Consider the following 14,024-nt stretch of genomic DNA (forward strand, 5'->3'; position numbering starts at 1 on the left):
GGCAGTCGCGATGGCGCAAGGCCGTTTTCGTTACTGTCCCTTAGTGCACAACGCAAAGGGGCGAGGCCAGCAGTCCGTGCAGACTTCGAACGGAGCCCCGGTACTCTGAATAGACGGTCGCATTCGCTTCCCGACGGTGACTTCAGTTCACGGAGGCGCAGGATAGCCCCTCTCGTGAACTAAACTAAGCATCGCATGAACGGCGCGCGACGAGCATAAGTTATTGCTGCATAAAGCTTTTCAAGATATTCTGGCTTGTAGATCCTGCACCTATATCTAGATACACTTTCCTAAAGTCGATAAATTCCGGTTCATCAGCTCAACGTCCGAAAGGAAGGACCAGATGAACAAGGAGTTGCTGCTTTTCTGCTTGGATTGGTTGTCGGCAAACGCGCCGTCGCTGGTCCAGCTGCTCACCGCGCTGGTGCCCGTCATGGCGCTTGGGGTCGCCGGGTACGCGCTTTACGTCGCGTCGAAGAAGGGGGGCCAGAAGTGATCCGATCCTCGCAATGGCATCGACTGCCCTCCGCACCTGTGCTCGCGGCTCTGCCTGAGATGAAATGGAGCACTGCTGACAATGCGAGGCCTGCAGCTGAAACGTCGGCGCTGATGTTGTTTGTTGCGCTCAACTTCATGGCGACGGCATGGCTCGACGAGCAAGGGCGGTACGTGGCAGTCGCCGAAGGGACGTACGTTGATCTCGGCGAGGCGACCGGCTTATCGCGCGCGCTGATCTCGGCAGGACTGCAGCGCCTGGTGACGCTCGGTCTGATTTCGCCAGAGGGTTCACATCAGAAGCGCCGCTATAAGATCAATTGGCCGGGGGAGCACCGCTTCTTCAAGTTGCCCTGCCATGCGATCGTGGCGGGCAATGTGATCAAGCCGTTCGCGCATTTCACAATGCGCTCGAAGCACGAACTGCACGCGATGAAGCTTTACCTCTACTTCGCGGCGGTTCGTAGCAACCACGCCTATTTTTCGATGGCATCGTACGAAACCATCTCCGAGCGGACTGGCATCTCCGAGCGGGACATCCGCAAGGCGATCAGTCTGCTGATCGGCACCGGGCTGCTGGTCGGAATCAACCGCGACCACAGCCACGTCTCGACCGTGAATGAGCCAAACAAGTACTACCTGACGGGCTATCAGGCGCTGGTGCAGCAGAAGAGCGGCACCCCCGACGGAGGGACCGCCGCCACGCCGGCATCGACGGTCGCAGTTGCCATTACCTAGCGTGAGTGGGTGCGCCGAGCAGGATTCCCGCGGCGGCTTCGTTCTGCCGACAGAAGAAGGAAACATCGCGTGCATGGCGTGCATGGCGGACAGGACGGAGTATGGGATGCAGGTAAGACAACTGAAGATCAGCAACTTTCGTGGGATCGGTGCACTCGACTGGAAACCGCAGTCTCCGCTGTGCTGTCTCATCGGCGTGGGCGATACCGGTAAATCCACGGTCCTCGACGCCATCGAGGCAGCCCTGTCCTCACGCTGGCTCACCTTCAGCGAAGTTGATTTCCTCGATGGAGATACGGCGACGCCAATCTGCGTCGAGGTCACGGTCGGAGAATTGTCGAAGGCGCTGAAGTCAGACGAGCGCTTTGGCCTGTACATCGGCGGCTGGTCGGTAACTGGGACGCTGAACGACGAGCCGGAAGACGGCGATGAACCGGTGCTCACCGTGCGACTAACTGTCGACGCCACGATGGAACCAATATGGGAGCTAGTGCGCGACTCTGCCACCCACCCGCGCACACTCTCGAACAGGGACCGTGCGTTGTTCGGCCTGGTGCGGCTGGCAGGCGACGACGCCCGACACCTGACTTGGGGCCAAGGCTCGGTGCTTGCCAAGCTGACGGGTGTTGCCGACGACGCCGCTCGCAACCTTGCCGATGCCTACCGCACGGCGCGCAGCAGCGCGAAGCTCGACAAGGTGACGGCACTTGCGGATGCCGCGAAAGTGGCGCAGGCGCAGGCCTCCTCCCTCGGCGCTTACGTGCAGGATGAGTACGGCCCCGGCCTTGAGCTGCTGCGAGGTGGGTTCTCCACCAGTTCGATCGCACTCCATGACGGCAGCGTCCCCTTGCGGCTCGCGGGTCTAGGAACCCGGCGGCTGGCGACGCTGGCAATTCAGCGTTCCGCCATCACGGAAGGCGCCATCGTCCTGATCGACGAAATCGAACATGGCCTTGAACCGCACCGTGTGATCGGCGCGATTGCACGCCTCAAGGAGGCACAGGCGGCCGCCGCGACGGAGAAGAGGGCGGTGGGGCAGCTTCTCATGACCACACACTCTGATGTCGCAATCGGCGAGATCGAGGCGCGCAACCTCTATGTCGGGCATCGCGACAGGACCAGCAAGTGTGTCGAATTTCAGGCACCTTCGATGCTCTTAGCCTTTGCGAAGTTGATGAAGAAAACGCCGCGAGCCCTATTCGCGCGCCGCATCGTCATCTGCGAGGGCGTGACAGAGGTGGGTCTGTTGCTTGGCTTCCGCGATCCTTTCTGCGCAAGCAATAGGGGTGTCCCCGTCGAACAGCGCGGCGTCGCTTTTGCAGATGGCGAAGGAGCGCAAGCCCCGCAACTGGCAATAGCGCTTGCGGCGCTCGGCTACCCCGTCGCCTTGTATCGGGACTCGGACCGTCCGCTGACACCCGACGAGACGCGCGACGTTGTCGCCGCCGGCGTCGTGATTTTCCAGTACGACGGCGCGATGGATACGGAGACGGCGCTGTTCACAGCAGCCAGTGATGCGCAGGTGCAGGCACTGCTAGACTACGCTCGCGCGGAGAAGACTGAAGAATCGGTCGCGGCGACCCTGAAGGGCAGGGACGCCGAGTTGACGCCTGAGACGACGAGCCTTGCCTTCAACACGTGGGAACTGTTTGTTACCGCAGACGGGGCTGCTCTTCGCGCGACTCTGGCGGAAGTCGCGTCAAAGAAAAACTGGTTCAAGGAACTGCATTCGGGGCGCGCCATCGCGCCCATCGCATGGGAGATTGTCGAGCAAGCGCCCGCGTCGGCTTTCTCGAGGTGCGTACGAGCGCTGGGGGCTTGGCTCTATGCCTGAGGCCCGCATCTTGGCCGAGCTTCCCGTCGGCTCTCTGATCGCCCCGGCGGGCCACGGAAAGACCGAGGCTATCGCGAAGACGGCGGCGCTAGGTATCCGGACGCTTATCCTCACGCATACACATGCGGGCGTAAACGCGTTGCGCAGCAGGCTGAAGCGTCTCGGCATACCAGCAGCTGCGGCGAACGTAGACACCATCGACGGATGGTGCATGCGCTATGTGCGCGCCTTCCCCAAGCGCGGCCACCCGCCAGCGGGCATGCCCACCGGAGCCGAATGGAGCGCGCTTCGGCAGAACGCCCTCAACGTGCTGAAGATCTCGGCGGTCCGCGACGTGGTGCGATCCTCGTATGACCGTATCCTGATTGACGAGTATCAGGACTGCGATCCCGGCCAGCATGCGCTTGCCATCGCGCTCTCCGAGATTGTTCCTACGATCGTATTCGGCGATCCGATGCAGGGCATCTTCGAATTCGCGAACGCCCGGCTGCGCTGGCAGCGCGATGTTTATCCGATCTTCCCGCTCGCGCTCGAGCTGGAAGAGCCGCGCCGCTGGCAGAAGAAAAACCCGGCCCTTGGTGCTTGGATCGCCGAGACGCGCCAGCGCCTCATCCGCGGCGAGCGCATCGATCTGGACTCCGGCCCGGTCACGTTTCGGTACACCGACGAAGCCTTCGACATGGGCGCGTTCTTCGAAGGCATCGGGGATCGCGAGGGAACATCCGCTGCGATCCATTGCCGCCGGGGCATGTGTGACAACCTGGCCCGCGCAACGCGAGGCATGTACCAGTCCATCGAGGAGGTTGCTGCTAGGCGGCTGACGAGATTCGCTTCCGACTGGGATGGCAGCGCAGACGCACAACAGCGTCTGGACACCGTCTTGGCCCTGAGCAAAGATTGCTTCCATAAGCGCGAGAAGCAACCCAACGAGGAGTTGTCGCCCGACCAAGCGCAGGTCATCGACGAAATGAAGACTGCCGCGCGACAACTGGGAGGCGCTGACTGTGCCGAAGCGGCTCGCGAGTTCATGCGGCTCGCGCGGCGCCACCCGCGCTGGCGGTTATTCCGGGGCGAGCTATGGCGCGACGCCGAGCGTGCACTGGGCGAGCTGGCTGCCGATCGGGCGGCTACCCTCGCTGAAGCCGTGCTGAAGATCCGACTGCGTGTGAGTGCTGCGGGCCGCTCTCTGCAGCGACGGACGATCTCGACGCCCCTGCTGCTCAAGGGCCTGGAGTTCGATCACGTGCTGATTCCCGACGCCTCGCACTTCGGCAACGAGGACTACGCGCAGGCGAAGCTCTTCTACGTCGCAATCTCCCGTGCGACGCAGAGCCTGACTATCACCGCACCGGATCGGTATGTTCAATTTCCAAGGCCCGATCTATGAGGGGGACGCTGTTTAGGTGGATCAATCGGGACACCGCGCGCACGACCTTGATGGCCGCTGTTCGTGCCTCGACGGCGGGGTTCTTGTACGGCGGCGGTGGAAGTCGTCGACACCCAGAGTCTTCCGCAAACTTAACTCTCGCGGTGTGATCGTCCTTACCCGTCCACTGCGATTGCACAGATGAACAAAAAAATCAGGGAATATGCTTTCAATGAGATTTCATCTCGGGCTGAAAACGCGGATGACATAGGGGGGATACGCAATTGTTTATGAGAAAAGAGAATTTCATGCGAAATTTGATATAAAGAGCCGATGATTTCCTGTTCCAACTGCGCATGCGCGAGGTTGGTGCGCTCCAAACTTAATTGCGAAACGTTCCAGACTTTATTGTCACGGGACAGGCATCCCGCGCCTCTGCGGCGCGCGGCATCCCCCAAAAAAAAGCCCTCGTCACGAGGGCTTTTTTGTTTTGATCGGGAATGAATCGACGCGCGGCATTCGCCCGATCAGACGATCATCCCCGACAACCAGCCGAGCGCCGCGCTCGCGATCACGACGGCCCACGGCGGCACGCGCCAGAACACGAGCGCGACGAACGCGACGAGCGCGGCAGCGAAGTCGCGCGGCGACACGATCGTGTCGCTCCACACCGGATGATAGAGCGCGGCAAGCAGCAGCCCGACGACCGCCGCGTTCACGCCCGCGAGCGCGGCCTGCATACGCGTGCTGCGACGCAGGCGTTCCCAGAACGGGGCAGTGCCCGCGACGAGCAGGAACGACGGCGCGAAGATCGACACCAGCGCGATCATCCCGCCGAGCCAGCCGTTCGGCGCGTCGCGCAGCAACGCACCGAGGAAGGCCGAGAACGTGAAGAGCGGCCCCGGTACGGCCTGCGCGACGCCATAGCCGGCCAGGAATGCCGAGTCGCCGACCCAGCCCGGCGCGACGACGGCCGCTTGCAGCAGCGGCAGCACCACGTGGCCGCCGCCGAACACCAGCGCGCCGGTGCGGAAGAATGCATCGACGACGGCGAGTGTGTTCGAGTGGAGCGCGCTTGCCGCGACCGGCAACATGACGATCAGCGCGGCGAACAGTACCAGCCACAGCAGACCCGCGCGGCGCGACACGTGCAGCGGCAACGGCTCGTGGGCGCCGCGCTCGGGCTGCGGCAGCAGCATGAGACCGGCGGCGCCTGCCGCGACGATCACGACCACCTGCAGCCACGCGGCCGGGACGAGCAGCGCGATGCAGGTCGCGATCGCCATCAGCGTGACGCGGCGCGCATCCGGGCAAAGCGTGCGCGCCATGCCCCACACCGCCTGCGCGATCACCGCGACCGACACGATGCGCAACCCGTGCAGGGCGCCTGCCGCGACCGGCATGCCCGTCGCGTGGACGCCGAGCGCGAACAGCATCATCAGCAGCGCGGACGGCAGCGTGAAGCCGAGCCATGCGGCGAACATCCCCGCATAGCCCGCGCGCGACAGACCGATCGCCATCCCGACCTGGCTGCTCGCCGGCCCCGGCAGGAACTGGCACAGGCCGACGAGATCCGCATAGGCGCGCTCGGTCAGCCAGCCGCGTCGCGTGACGAACGCGTCACGGAAGTAGCCGAGATGCGCGACGGGCCCGCCGAACGACGTGAGGCCGAGCCGCAGGAATGCGACGAATACGGGCCACGCATGACGGGACGGAGTAGTGACGGTGGACGTGTTCAAGAGCGGATGCGGGGAGGGCGAACGAGCCGCCACGATAGCGCAATGCCATGACGGCGGGAATGCGGCGTTGCGGCGATTGCGCGGCGGCGTCAGGGCGCCGTCACGGCGTACCGCCGGGCAGGCCGCTCGCGCGGCGCAGCGCGTCGACGTCGACGAGTTCGATTTCGCCGACATGCAGCCGCACGATGCCGTCGGCCTGCAGCGCCTTCAGCAGCTGGTTGGTGGTCTGCCGTGTGAGCGAGAGCATTGCCGCGAGCTTTTCCTGCGACATCCGGATGCGCGTGCGGCCGGCGCTGATCCCGCCGTAGCCGTCGGCGATCATCAGCAGCCGCGCGGCAAGCCGCTGCGCGGCCGGCATCACGCTCATCGATTCGACGGTCAGGAAGCTCAGCCGGAGCTTTTGCGCCATCAACAGCGCGAACTGCCGCCAGTATTGCGGTGTGGCGTCGAGCATCGCGACGAGCGCGGCCTGCGGGACGTGCAGCAGCAGCGTGTCGTCGAGCGCGATCGCATCGTGCGTGCGCGGTTGGCCGTCGAACAGCGCGATCTCGCCGAACCACGTGACGGGGTCGGCGACCGTCAGCAGCGCTTCCTTGCCCTGCGGATCGACCGCGCCTATGGTGAGGGAACCGGCCAGCACCGCATACAGCCCGCACGGCGGGTCGCCGCGGCGGAACAGTGCCTGGCCGGCCGGCAGGTGCCGCAACGCGGCGCGGGCGAGCAGCGCCTCGCGCAACGCGGGCGGCAGCGCGGCGAACCACGGGTGCGCTTCGATCTGCGGCAGGTACGGGGCGAGCGGCGAGGGCATGGGCACGCGATGTCGGATAGCTGACAGAGGTTGTCGGGCGTGACGCGCATCATAGCGCTCGATGATCGTTCAGGAGACACCATGAAGACGCTCGAGGATCACCTTTCCCAGTATGCGGCCTACCATCGCGACGTGCGCAACATTGCGACGCATCTGGTCGGCATTCCGATGATCGTGTTCGCGGTCGAGGTGCTGCTGTCGCGGCCGGCGATCGGCGTGCTGGCGGGCGTCGCGCTGTCGCCGGCGCTGCTGCTCGCCGTGGCGTTCGCGGTGTTCTACCTGCGTCTCGACCTGCGCTTCGGGTTGGCGATGACCGCGCTGTTTGCGCTCGGCCTGTGGGCTGCGCAGACGCTCGCGTTGCTGCCGACCGCGCAATGGCTCGGGATCGGCGTCGGCGCGTTCGTGGTCGGCTGGATCGTGCAGTTCGTCGGGCACTGGTTCGAAGGGCGCAAGCCCGCGTTCGTCGACGACCTGGTCGGCCTGATGGTCGGGCCGCTGTTCGTCGTTGCCGAAGTCGCGTTCTTCGTGGGCCTGCGCGGCGACGTGCGCCGTGAAGTCGAGCGGCGCGCGGGCCCGGTCCACGGCGGCGTGCGCTCGCATGTCTGACACGTCGGCCGCGCCGGTCTGCGTGTTCGGCGCGGGCGCGGTCGGCTGCTATCTCGGCGGCCGGCTCGCGGCGGCAGGGACGCCTGTCACGCTCGTCGGCCGCGCACGGATCGGCGACGCGATTCGCGCAAACGGGCTGACCCTGACAGACCGGCGCGGCCATCGCGCGACGCTCGCGCCGTCCGAGGTCGCATTCTCGACCGATCCGGCCGCCGCGGCCGCCGCGCGGCTCGTGCTTGTCGCGGTGAAGTCGGCCGCGACGCAGGACACCGCGGCGCAACTGGCCGACGTGCTGCGGCCCGGCACGATCGTCGTCAGTTTCCAGAACGGTCTCTACAACGCCGACGTGTTGCGCGATGCGCTGCCGCAAGCGACCGTGCTGGCCGGCATGGTGCCGTTCAACGTGATCGAACGCGGGCCCGGCGCGTTTCACCAGGGCTCGGCCGGCTTGCTCGCGGCCGACGCGTCACCGGCGCTGCAGCCATTCGCCGGCGCGTTCGCCCGTGCCGGGCTACCGCTCGCGCTGCACCGCGACATGCGTGCCGTGCAGTGGGCGAAGCTGCTGCTGAACCTGAACAACGCGGTCAATGCGCTCGCGAACCTGCCGTTGCGCGACGAACTCTCGCAACGCGCGTATCGACGCTGCGTCGCGCTGGCGCAACGCGAGGCACTGCACGTGCTGGCGCGCGCCGCGATCCGGCCCGCGCGGCTCACGCCGTTGCCGGCTGCCTGGATTCCCGCCGTGCTCGACTCGCCCGATCCCGTGTTTCGCGCGCTGGGCGGCCGGATGCTCGCGATCGATCCGCTCGCGCGTTCGTCGATGTCCGACGATCTCGCCATGCGCCGTGCAACCGAAGTCGAGTGGATCAACGGCGAGATCGTCCGGCTGGCCGCGCGCGTCGGTGCGCAGGCGCCGGTCAACGCGCGGCTGTGCGCGCTCGTTCACGACGCCGAAACCTCGGCATCGCGGCCAGCCTGGCGCGGCGATGCGCTGTGGGCCGAGCTGACCGCGCACGCGCATCGCGCGGGCGACATGAGGGCGGCATAACCCCGCGCTACACCACGCGCGATGCGCAACGGCTAAGATGCGGGGTGCGTCGCACGACAGGACGCGTACGCGGAGCAATCGCCATGGTGGATCGCCCGACTCTCGATGCCTACGAAGCCCATGCCGCGCAATACGCGCAGGACTGGCTCGACCAGGCCGCCCCCGACGACATGTATGCGCTGCTCGAGCAATATTTCTCGCCGGGGCCGACCGCCGACGTCGGCTGCGGCGCGGGGCGCGACACTGCGTGGCTCGCGTCGCAAGGATTCGACGTGCGCGGCTACGATGCGAGCGCGGCGCTGCTCGCCGAGGCTCGCTTGCGTCACCCGTCGCTGACGTTCGAACTGGCTGCGCTGCCGGCGCTCGCGGGCGTGCCGTCCGGCGCGTTTCGAAACGTGTTGTGCGAGACGGTCGTCATGCATCTCGACCAGGCGGATGCCGCTGCGGCGGCCGCGCGCCTGGCTGCACTGCTGATGCCTGGCGGCACGTTGTACCTGAGCTGGCGGGTGGCCGGCAACGGCGCGTTGCGCGACGAGCGCGGCCGCTTGTACACACCGCTCGATTCGGCGCGCATGCATGCGGCGCTCGGCCCCGGCATGCACGTGATCGACGAGCACGAGGTGGTCAGCGCGTCATCCGGCAAGCGCGTGCATCGGCTGATCGCGCGCCGGGACGACGACGTCGATGGCGCCGCATGAGCGCGGCGCGCGAACTCAGTCGCGGTTGAGCGCCGCTTCCCAGTTGATGTCGACGCACAGCACCTGCATGCCGGTCGCGGCCGGCGCGGCGATCGATGCGGTCACGCACAGGTGCGCTTCGTTGATCGACAGGTACGGCGGCGTCAGATGCACGCGGCCCGGCGCGCGCATCGCATGGATGAAGTAGGGGCGGCGCTCCCAGCTCGCGCCTTCCGAATGCAGCAACGGCCGGAAGCGTTTGGCCCGCTGCGACACGCTGCCGCGCGCGAGCACGTTGTCGCCGATCTGGCGGCCCGATGCATCGAGCAGGAAGCAGCGCGCGGTTTCCGGCAACCCGAGCACGGCGCCGGCGGCGTCGATCAGCGGTTCGCCCGCGACGAGCTTCTGGCTCGCTTCCTCCAGCGCGGCGACATAAGGCGCGAGGCGTTCGGCCTGCGTGCGCTCGCGTTGCGCGACGCGCAGCCGCAACGCGGCCGACAGCGTATCCATGCAGCCCGCGGCGGCCTGCGGTTGCACGGGGTCGACGCTCGGCCCCGCGAAGTATTGCCCTTGCACGAAATCGACGTCACATTCGAGCGCGATCAGCGCCTCGCGCTCGGTCGAGAGCCCGCCCATCAGCACGAGCTGGCCGGATTCGTGCAGCAGCGACACGAGCCCCGGCAGCACGCGCTCGAGATGCGAGTGTTCGCTCGCCTGCGCGAGGATCCCGCGGTCGAGCGTGACAATGTCGGGATGCAGGTGCCACACGCGGTCGATGTTCGAATGTTTCGCACCGAAGCCGCCGAGCGCGATCAGGAAGCCGGCCTTGCGCAGGCCGTCGACGATCGCCGCATAGCGCGGCGTCTCGCCGCCTGCCTGCTCGGGCACTTCGAGCACCACGCGATGCGGCGGCAGGCCGAGCGCCTTCAGGTTCGCGAGCAGCGCGTCGCCGTAGACGGTGTCCATCAGCGCGGCCGGATGCAGGCTCAGGAAGAGCCATTCGTCGTGACTGTCGAACGCGTGGAAGTTGCCGAGATGCAGCGATTCGGCAAGCCGGCCGAGCTCGAGCAGGTCGCCGCGCCGCGCCGCCTGCGTGAACACCTCGTGCGACGCGACCTGGCGGCTGTCCTCGTCGTGCGCGCGCAGCGACGCGTGGTAACCGATCGCGCGGCGGTGCGACACCGAGAAAACGGGCTGGAACACGCTAAACACGGTGTACGCACCGTACAGCACGGTGCGCCGCTTCCCGTCGTCGCCGGCGACGGGGCGGGGCGGCTGAAAGCCGGGTGGATCGATGTCGATCATGCTCATGATGTCGGCCGAAGGAAGACTGCCAGTTTACCTAGAGAATAGGCCAGCAAGAAGCATGCACGGCATCGGGCCCCGTGCCACGCCCCGTCGCGGTCGCCGGGTGCCGCGCGGCGCAGCCATGTTGCACCGACATGGTGCGCGGCGCGCCGTCGTGGGGTTTCCCGGCACGGCGCGCGCGGTCCGTCACGCGCGCTCGGACGGATCGGTCTTGTGCTGCGCGCGGCCGCGGATCTCGGGCGCGAGCTGCGCGAAGATCCATGCGGACGCGGCCGTGATGATCCCGACGCAGACGAAGGTCGCATGGAACGCGGGCAGCGTGTTGCTCGGCGTCACCGTGCGCAGCATCCCGGTGAAGGTGGCCAGCAGCGCGCCCGCGACCGTGACGCCGAGGCTCATCGACAGCATCTGCACGAGCGAGAACAGGCTGTTGCCGCTGCTCGCGCCGCCGGTGCCGAGGTCCTTCAGCGTCAGGGTGTTCATCGCGGTGAACTGCATCGAGTTGAAACCGCCGAACAGCGCGAGATGGATGACCTTCACCCAGACGGGCACCGAGTCGCGCATCAGCGCGAAGCTTGCCATCATCACGCCGACCATGATCGTGTTCGCGAGCAGTACCTTGCGGTAGCCGTGCTGCGTGATCAGACGCGTGATGATCCGCTTCGAGAACATCCCGGCCGCCGCGACCGGCAACATCATCAGCCCGGCCTCGAATGCCGAATAACCGAGACTCACCTGCAGCAGCAGCGGAATCAGGTACGGCATCGCGCCGCTGCCGATCCGCGCGAACAGGTTGCCGAGCAGGCCCACGCTGAACGTGTGGATCTTGAACAGTTCGAGCGAGAAGATCGGCTGCGGCGCGCGCACCGCGTACAGCCCGTACGCGACGAAGCACGCAAGGCTCAGGATCAGCAGCACGAGCACGGCCGCGTGCTGCATTCCGAGATCGGCGAGCCCGTCGAGCGACAGCGAGATCGCGACCATCCCGATCGTCAGCAGCAGATAGCCCTTCAGGTCGAAGCGGCCGACGGCCGGGTTGCGCGAGTCGGGCATCGAGTAGAAGGTCGCGACGCAGCCGGCGATGCCGACCGGCACGTTGATCAGGAAGATCCAGTGCCACGACGCGATCTTCACGAGCCAGCCGCCAAGCGTCGGCCCGATCAGCGGACCGATCAGCCCGGGGACCGCGACGAACGACAGCGCGGCCAGGTAGCGCTCGGCCGGGAACGTGCGCAGCACGGCGAGCCGCCCGACTGGCAACAGCATCGCGCCGCCCACCCCCTGCACGACGCGGAACACGACGAGCTGCGACAGCGTATGCGCGTTCGCGCACAGCAACGAACCGAGCGAGAACACCAGGATTGCGCTGAAGAACACGCGCCGCGTGCCGAACGTGTCGGCGAGCCAGCCCGAGACGGGGATCATCACCGCCATCGTCAGCGAGTATGCGATCACGACCGACTGCATCCGCAACGGCGATTCGCCGAGGCTCGCGGCCATCGACGGCAGCGCCGTGTTGACGATCGTCGCATCGAGCGTCTGCATGAAGAAGCCCGTCGCAACGAGCCAGAGCATCACGGTGAGGTTCTTTTCGCCGGGAGCGGCGGCGGGCGGGCGTTGGAACATGGGGGCGGACCAGTGGCGCGGGACAGCCGCCATTGTAGGCAAAGCCGCCGTGCCGCGCAGGATCGGCGCGGGTGCGCCGGACGCCCGTCCGTCAGCCGACCGGTACAGTTCAGCCGAAAGTGTCTGCGGGCGTATCTGTCCGGGGGGCGACGCTGTCCGAAATACTGGTGTCCTCGAACCCACGCGACCCGGAGGCGGCCATGCGAGAACTGCGACTCTACGAGATGGACGGCAACGAGCCGGCCGGGCGGTGGCGCATCGTCGATCGCACCGCGCTGCAGGTCGCGGACGGCGACCTGTGGGCGACGATCGAGGGCCGGCCCGACGATCACTGGCTGCGCGCCGGCGAGACGCTGGCGCTGCTGCCCGGCATGCGCGTATGGATCAGCGCGGCGGCGGGCGGTGCGGTGTTCGCGTTCGGCCCGAAGGCGGCGCCGGACCTGCAGGCCGCGCCGATCGCGTGGCGACGGTTCGCCGCATGGCGCGGCGGCCGTGGTCAGGCAGCCGCGTCGCTGCCGACGTAGCGCGCGCGGGGCCGGATCAGCTTGCCGTCCGCATATTGTTCGAGCGCGTGTGCGATCCAGCCCGCGGTGCGGCCGGCCGCGAACAGCGTGAACGCGGCGCCCTCGGGTAGCGCAAGCGAGCGTTCCAGCACCGCGAGCGCGAAATCGATCGCCGGTCGCAGGCCGGTCGCCGCCTCGACGCGCGCGGCGAGCCCACGGGCCATGCGTAGCGGCGTCCGGTCGGGCAGCATCGCGTGCAGCGCGTCGAGCAACGCGCGGGCGCGCGGATCGCCGTCGGGATAGAGCGGGTGCGCGAAACCCGACAGCGCGGTGCGCGCACCGTCCGCCCGTTCGTCGTGCGCGACGCGCAGCGCGAGGTAGCGGTCGAGGTCGGCGGCACGCGCCGCTTCGTCGAGCAGCGCGCCCGCGCGGAACGTCTCGCCGCCGTGGCGCGGGCCCGACAGCGCTGCGAGCCCGCCCGCGATCGCACCGAACAGGTGGGTGCCGGTCGACGCGATGCAGCGCACCGCAAAGGTCGACGGGTTCAGTTCATGATCGGCGCACAGCACGAGGGCGCGGCGCAGCAGGTCGGCTTCGTCGCGTCGCCGGAGCCGCCATGCTGCGGCGAGCTGCCGATGCACGGGCGCGTCGCCCGGCGCGATGCCGGCCAGCGTGGCCGTCGTCACGCGCAGCAGCAGCGTGGCCGAGTCGAGCTGCGCGTCGCGCCCTTGCGCCCACAGGCGCGGCAGCGAGGCGGCCGCGGCGGGGAGCAGCACCAGCGTGCGCTCGAGCGGCGCGAGATGTGCCCAGCGGCGAGCCCAGTCGTCCCACTGCGCGGCGTCGAAACCGGTCGACGCAAGCGATGCCGCGCCCAGCCGCGCGGGCGGACAATCCCACAGTCGTGCGGCCGTTTCCTCGAGTGTCGCGTCGTTCGCGAGCGCGATCGCATCGGCGCCGCGATAGTGCAGGCGGCCGCCGGCGATCTGCGTGATCCGTGATTCGAGCACGGGCACGCCCCAGTCGAGCGAGCGTTCGGCGACGCCGCCCGCGCGTTTTGCATCGGCGCGGCGGCGCGCGAGCAGGCGCACCTCGTCCGCGTCGTAGCGGCGGCGCTTGCTCGCGCCGTCCGGCAGCGAGCGCAGCAGGCCGCGGCTCACATACGCGTAAAGGGTGCTCACGCTGACACCAAGGATGCCGGCGGCTTCCGGCGCGCTGAGGGACGTCATGCCGATCGCTCCTGTCGGGGCGCATGTAGCGCGGCCCGGCTACAACTATT

The 14,024-nt window shown here is 67.4% G+C and carries 13 protein-coding genes; 8 read left to right on the forward strand and 5 right to left on the reverse strand.

The genetic code is table 11. The features are described from left to right. The first annotated feature begins 343 nt into the window (after positions 1-343). The 4 genes from DIE11_RS36170 to DIE11_RS03410 all read left to right on the forward strand — a co-directional run bounded on the left by DIE11_RS36170 (position 344) and on the right by DIE11_RS03410 (position 4,454). A complete protein-coding gene (locus DIE11_RS36170; protein ID WP_155626355.1) occupies positions 344-496 on the forward strand; it encodes a hypothetical protein in 153 nt (50 codons plus the stop codon). Between the two features lie 59 nt (positions 497-555). Beyond that, positions 556-1,233 (forward strand): helix-turn-helix domain-containing protein, encoded by a 678-nt coding sequence (locus DIE11_RS03400; RefSeq protein WP_124621506.1) that lies wholly within the window; start codon positions 556-558, stop codon positions 1,231-1,233. A 106-nt stretch (positions 1,234-1,339) separates the two neighbouring features. Next, positions 1,340-3,067, forward strand: coding sequence for an ATP-dependent endonuclease (locus tag DIE11_RS03405; protein WP_124621508.1), 1,728 nt, complete (start codon positions 1,340-1,342; stop codon positions 3,065-3,067). Between the two features lie 10 nt (positions 3,068-3,077). Then, positions 3,078-4,454 carry a UvrD-helicase domain-containing protein gene (locus DIE11_RS03410; protein ID WP_221622441.1) on the forward strand — a complete coding sequence of 459 codons (1,377 nt, stop codon included), beginning with the start codon at positions 3,078-3,080 and terminating at the stop codon, positions 4,452-4,454. Positions 4,455-4,960: 506 nt separating this feature from the next. Here the strand turns inward: DIE11_RS03410 and chrA are convergent. Continuing rightward, positions 4,961-6,172, reverse strand: a complete 1,212-nt coding sequence (chrA, locus tag DIE11_RS03415) for a chromate efflux transporter (protein WP_124621512.1) — start codon at positions 6,170-6,172, stop codon at positions 4,961-4,963. Positions 6,173-6,272: 100 nt separating this feature from the next. Beyond that, positions 6,273-6,980 carry a Crp/Fnr family transcriptional regulator gene (locus DIE11_RS03420; protein WP_059608003.1) on the reverse strand — a complete coding sequence of 236 codons (708 nt, stop codon included), beginning with the start codon at positions 6,978-6,980 and terminating at the stop codon, positions 6,273-6,275. A gap of 81 nt (positions 6,981-7,061) precedes the next feature. Here DIE11_RS03420 and DIE11_RS03425 point away from each other — a divergent pair, with 81 nt between their 5' ends. The 3 genes from DIE11_RS03425 to DIE11_RS03435 all read left to right on the forward strand — a co-directional run bounded on the left by DIE11_RS03425 (position 7,062) and on the right by DIE11_RS03435 (position 9,332). Continuing rightward, positions 7,062-7,586, forward strand: a complete 525-nt coding sequence (locus tag DIE11_RS03425) for a DUF962 domain-containing protein (RefSeq protein ID WP_124621514.1) — start codon at positions 7,062-7,064, stop codon at positions 7,584-7,586. Beyond that, positions 7,579-8,634 carry a 2-dehydropantoate 2-reductase gene (locus DIE11_RS03430; protein ID WP_124621516.1) on the forward strand — a complete coding sequence of 352 codons (1,056 nt, stop codon included), beginning with the start codon at positions 7,579-7,581 and terminating at the stop codon, positions 8,632-8,634. Before DIE11_RS03425 ends, DIE11_RS03430 begins: the two co-directional genes overlap by 8 nt. A gap of 83 nt (positions 8,635-8,717) precedes the next feature. Then, entirely contained in the window at positions 8,718-9,332 is a 615-nt protein-coding gene (locus DIE11_RS03435; protein ID WP_124621518.1) for a methyltransferase domain-containing protein, read from the forward strand. Positions 9,333-9,347: 15 nt separating this feature from the next. Here the strand turns inward: DIE11_RS03435 and DIE11_RS03440 are convergent, their stop codons facing one another. Next, positions 9,348-10,622, reverse strand: a complete 1,275-nt coding sequence (locus DIE11_RS03440) for an EAL domain-containing protein (protein WP_124621520.1) — start codon at positions 10,620-10,622, stop codon at positions 9,348-9,350. Between the two features lie 183 nt (positions 10,623-10,805). Next, positions 10,806-12,245 carry a multidrug transporter subunit MdtD gene (gene mdtD / locus DIE11_RS03445; RefSeq protein ID WP_059608008.1) on the reverse strand — a complete coding sequence of 480 codons (1,440 nt, stop codon included), beginning with the start codon at positions 12,243-12,245 and terminating at the stop codon, positions 10,806-10,808. A gap of 200 nt (positions 12,246-12,445) precedes the next feature. Between mdtD and DIE11_RS03455 the strand changes: the two genes are divergently transcribed. Next, on the forward strand, positions 12,446-12,769 hold the full coding sequence (locus DIE11_RS03455) for a DUF2917 domain-containing protein (RefSeq protein ID WP_124621522.1): 324 nt from the start codon (positions 12,446-12,448) through the stop codon (positions 12,767-12,769). On the opposite strand, the gene DIE11_RS03460 is transcribed toward DIE11_RS03455, so the two are convergent. Further along, the gene (locus DIE11_RS03460; RefSeq protein WP_124621524.1) at positions 12,742-13,974 is read right to left on the reverse strand and encodes a citrate/2-methylcitrate synthase; all 1,233 of its coding nucleotides are present in this window, start codon (positions 13,972-13,974) and stop codon (positions 12,742-12,744) included. The two genes, DIE11_RS03455 and DIE11_RS03460, sit on opposite strands and share 28 nt — an antisense overlap. Positions 13,975-14,024 lie beyond the last annotated feature (50 nt).

The organism is Burkholderia sp. Bp9012 (assembly GCF_003853825.1).
Lineage (GTDB): Bacteria > Pseudomonadota > Gammaproteobacteria > Burkholderiales > Burkholderiaceae > Burkholderia > Burkholderia diffusa.

Excerpts from the sequence above, each read along its gene's own strand:
- DIE11_RS36170 (WP_155626355.1), top strand. The coding sequence starts at position 344 with ATGAACAAGGAGTTGCTGCTTTTCTGCTTGGATTGGTTGTCGGCAAAC.
- DIE11_RS03400 (WP_124621506.1), top strand. The coding sequence starts at position 556 with ATGAAATGGAGCACTGCTGACAATGCGAGGCCTGCAGCTGAAACGTCG.
- DIE11_RS03405 (WP_124621508.1), top strand. The coding sequence starts at position 1,340 with ATGCAGGTAAGACAACTGAAGATCAGCAACTTTCGTGGGATCGGTGCA.
- DIE11_RS03420 (WP_059608003.1), bottom strand. The coding sequence starts at position 6,980 with ATGCCCTCGCCGCTCGCCCCGTACCTGCCGCAGATCGAAGCGCACCCG.
- DIE11_RS03425 (WP_124621514.1), top strand. The coding sequence starts at position 7,062 with ATGAAGACGCTCGAGGATCACCTTTCCCAGTATGCGGCCTACCATCGC.
- DIE11_RS03430 (WP_124621516.1), top strand. The coding sequence starts at position 7,579 with ATGTCTGACACGTCGGCCGCGCCGGTCTGCGTGTTCGGCGCGGGCGCG.
- DIE11_RS03435 (WP_124621518.1), top strand. The coding sequence starts at position 8,718 with ATGGTGGATCGCCCGACTCTCGATGCCTACGAAGCCCATGCCGCGCAA.
- DIE11_RS03440 (WP_124621520.1), bottom strand. The coding sequence starts at position 10,622 with ATGAGCATGATCGACATCGATCCACCCGGCTTTCAGCCGCCCCGCCCC.
- mdtD (WP_059608008.1), bottom strand. The coding sequence starts at position 12,245 with ATGTTCCAACGCCCGCCCGCCGCCGCTCCCGGCGAAAAGAACCTCACC.
- DIE11_RS03455 (WP_124621522.1), top strand. The coding sequence starts at position 12,446 with ATGCGAGAACTGCGACTCTACGAGATGGACGGCAACGAGCCGGCCGGG.
- DIE11_RS03460 (WP_124621524.1), bottom strand. The coding sequence starts at position 13,974 with ATGACGTCCCTCAGCGCGCCGGAAGCCGCCGGCATCCTTGGTGTCAGC.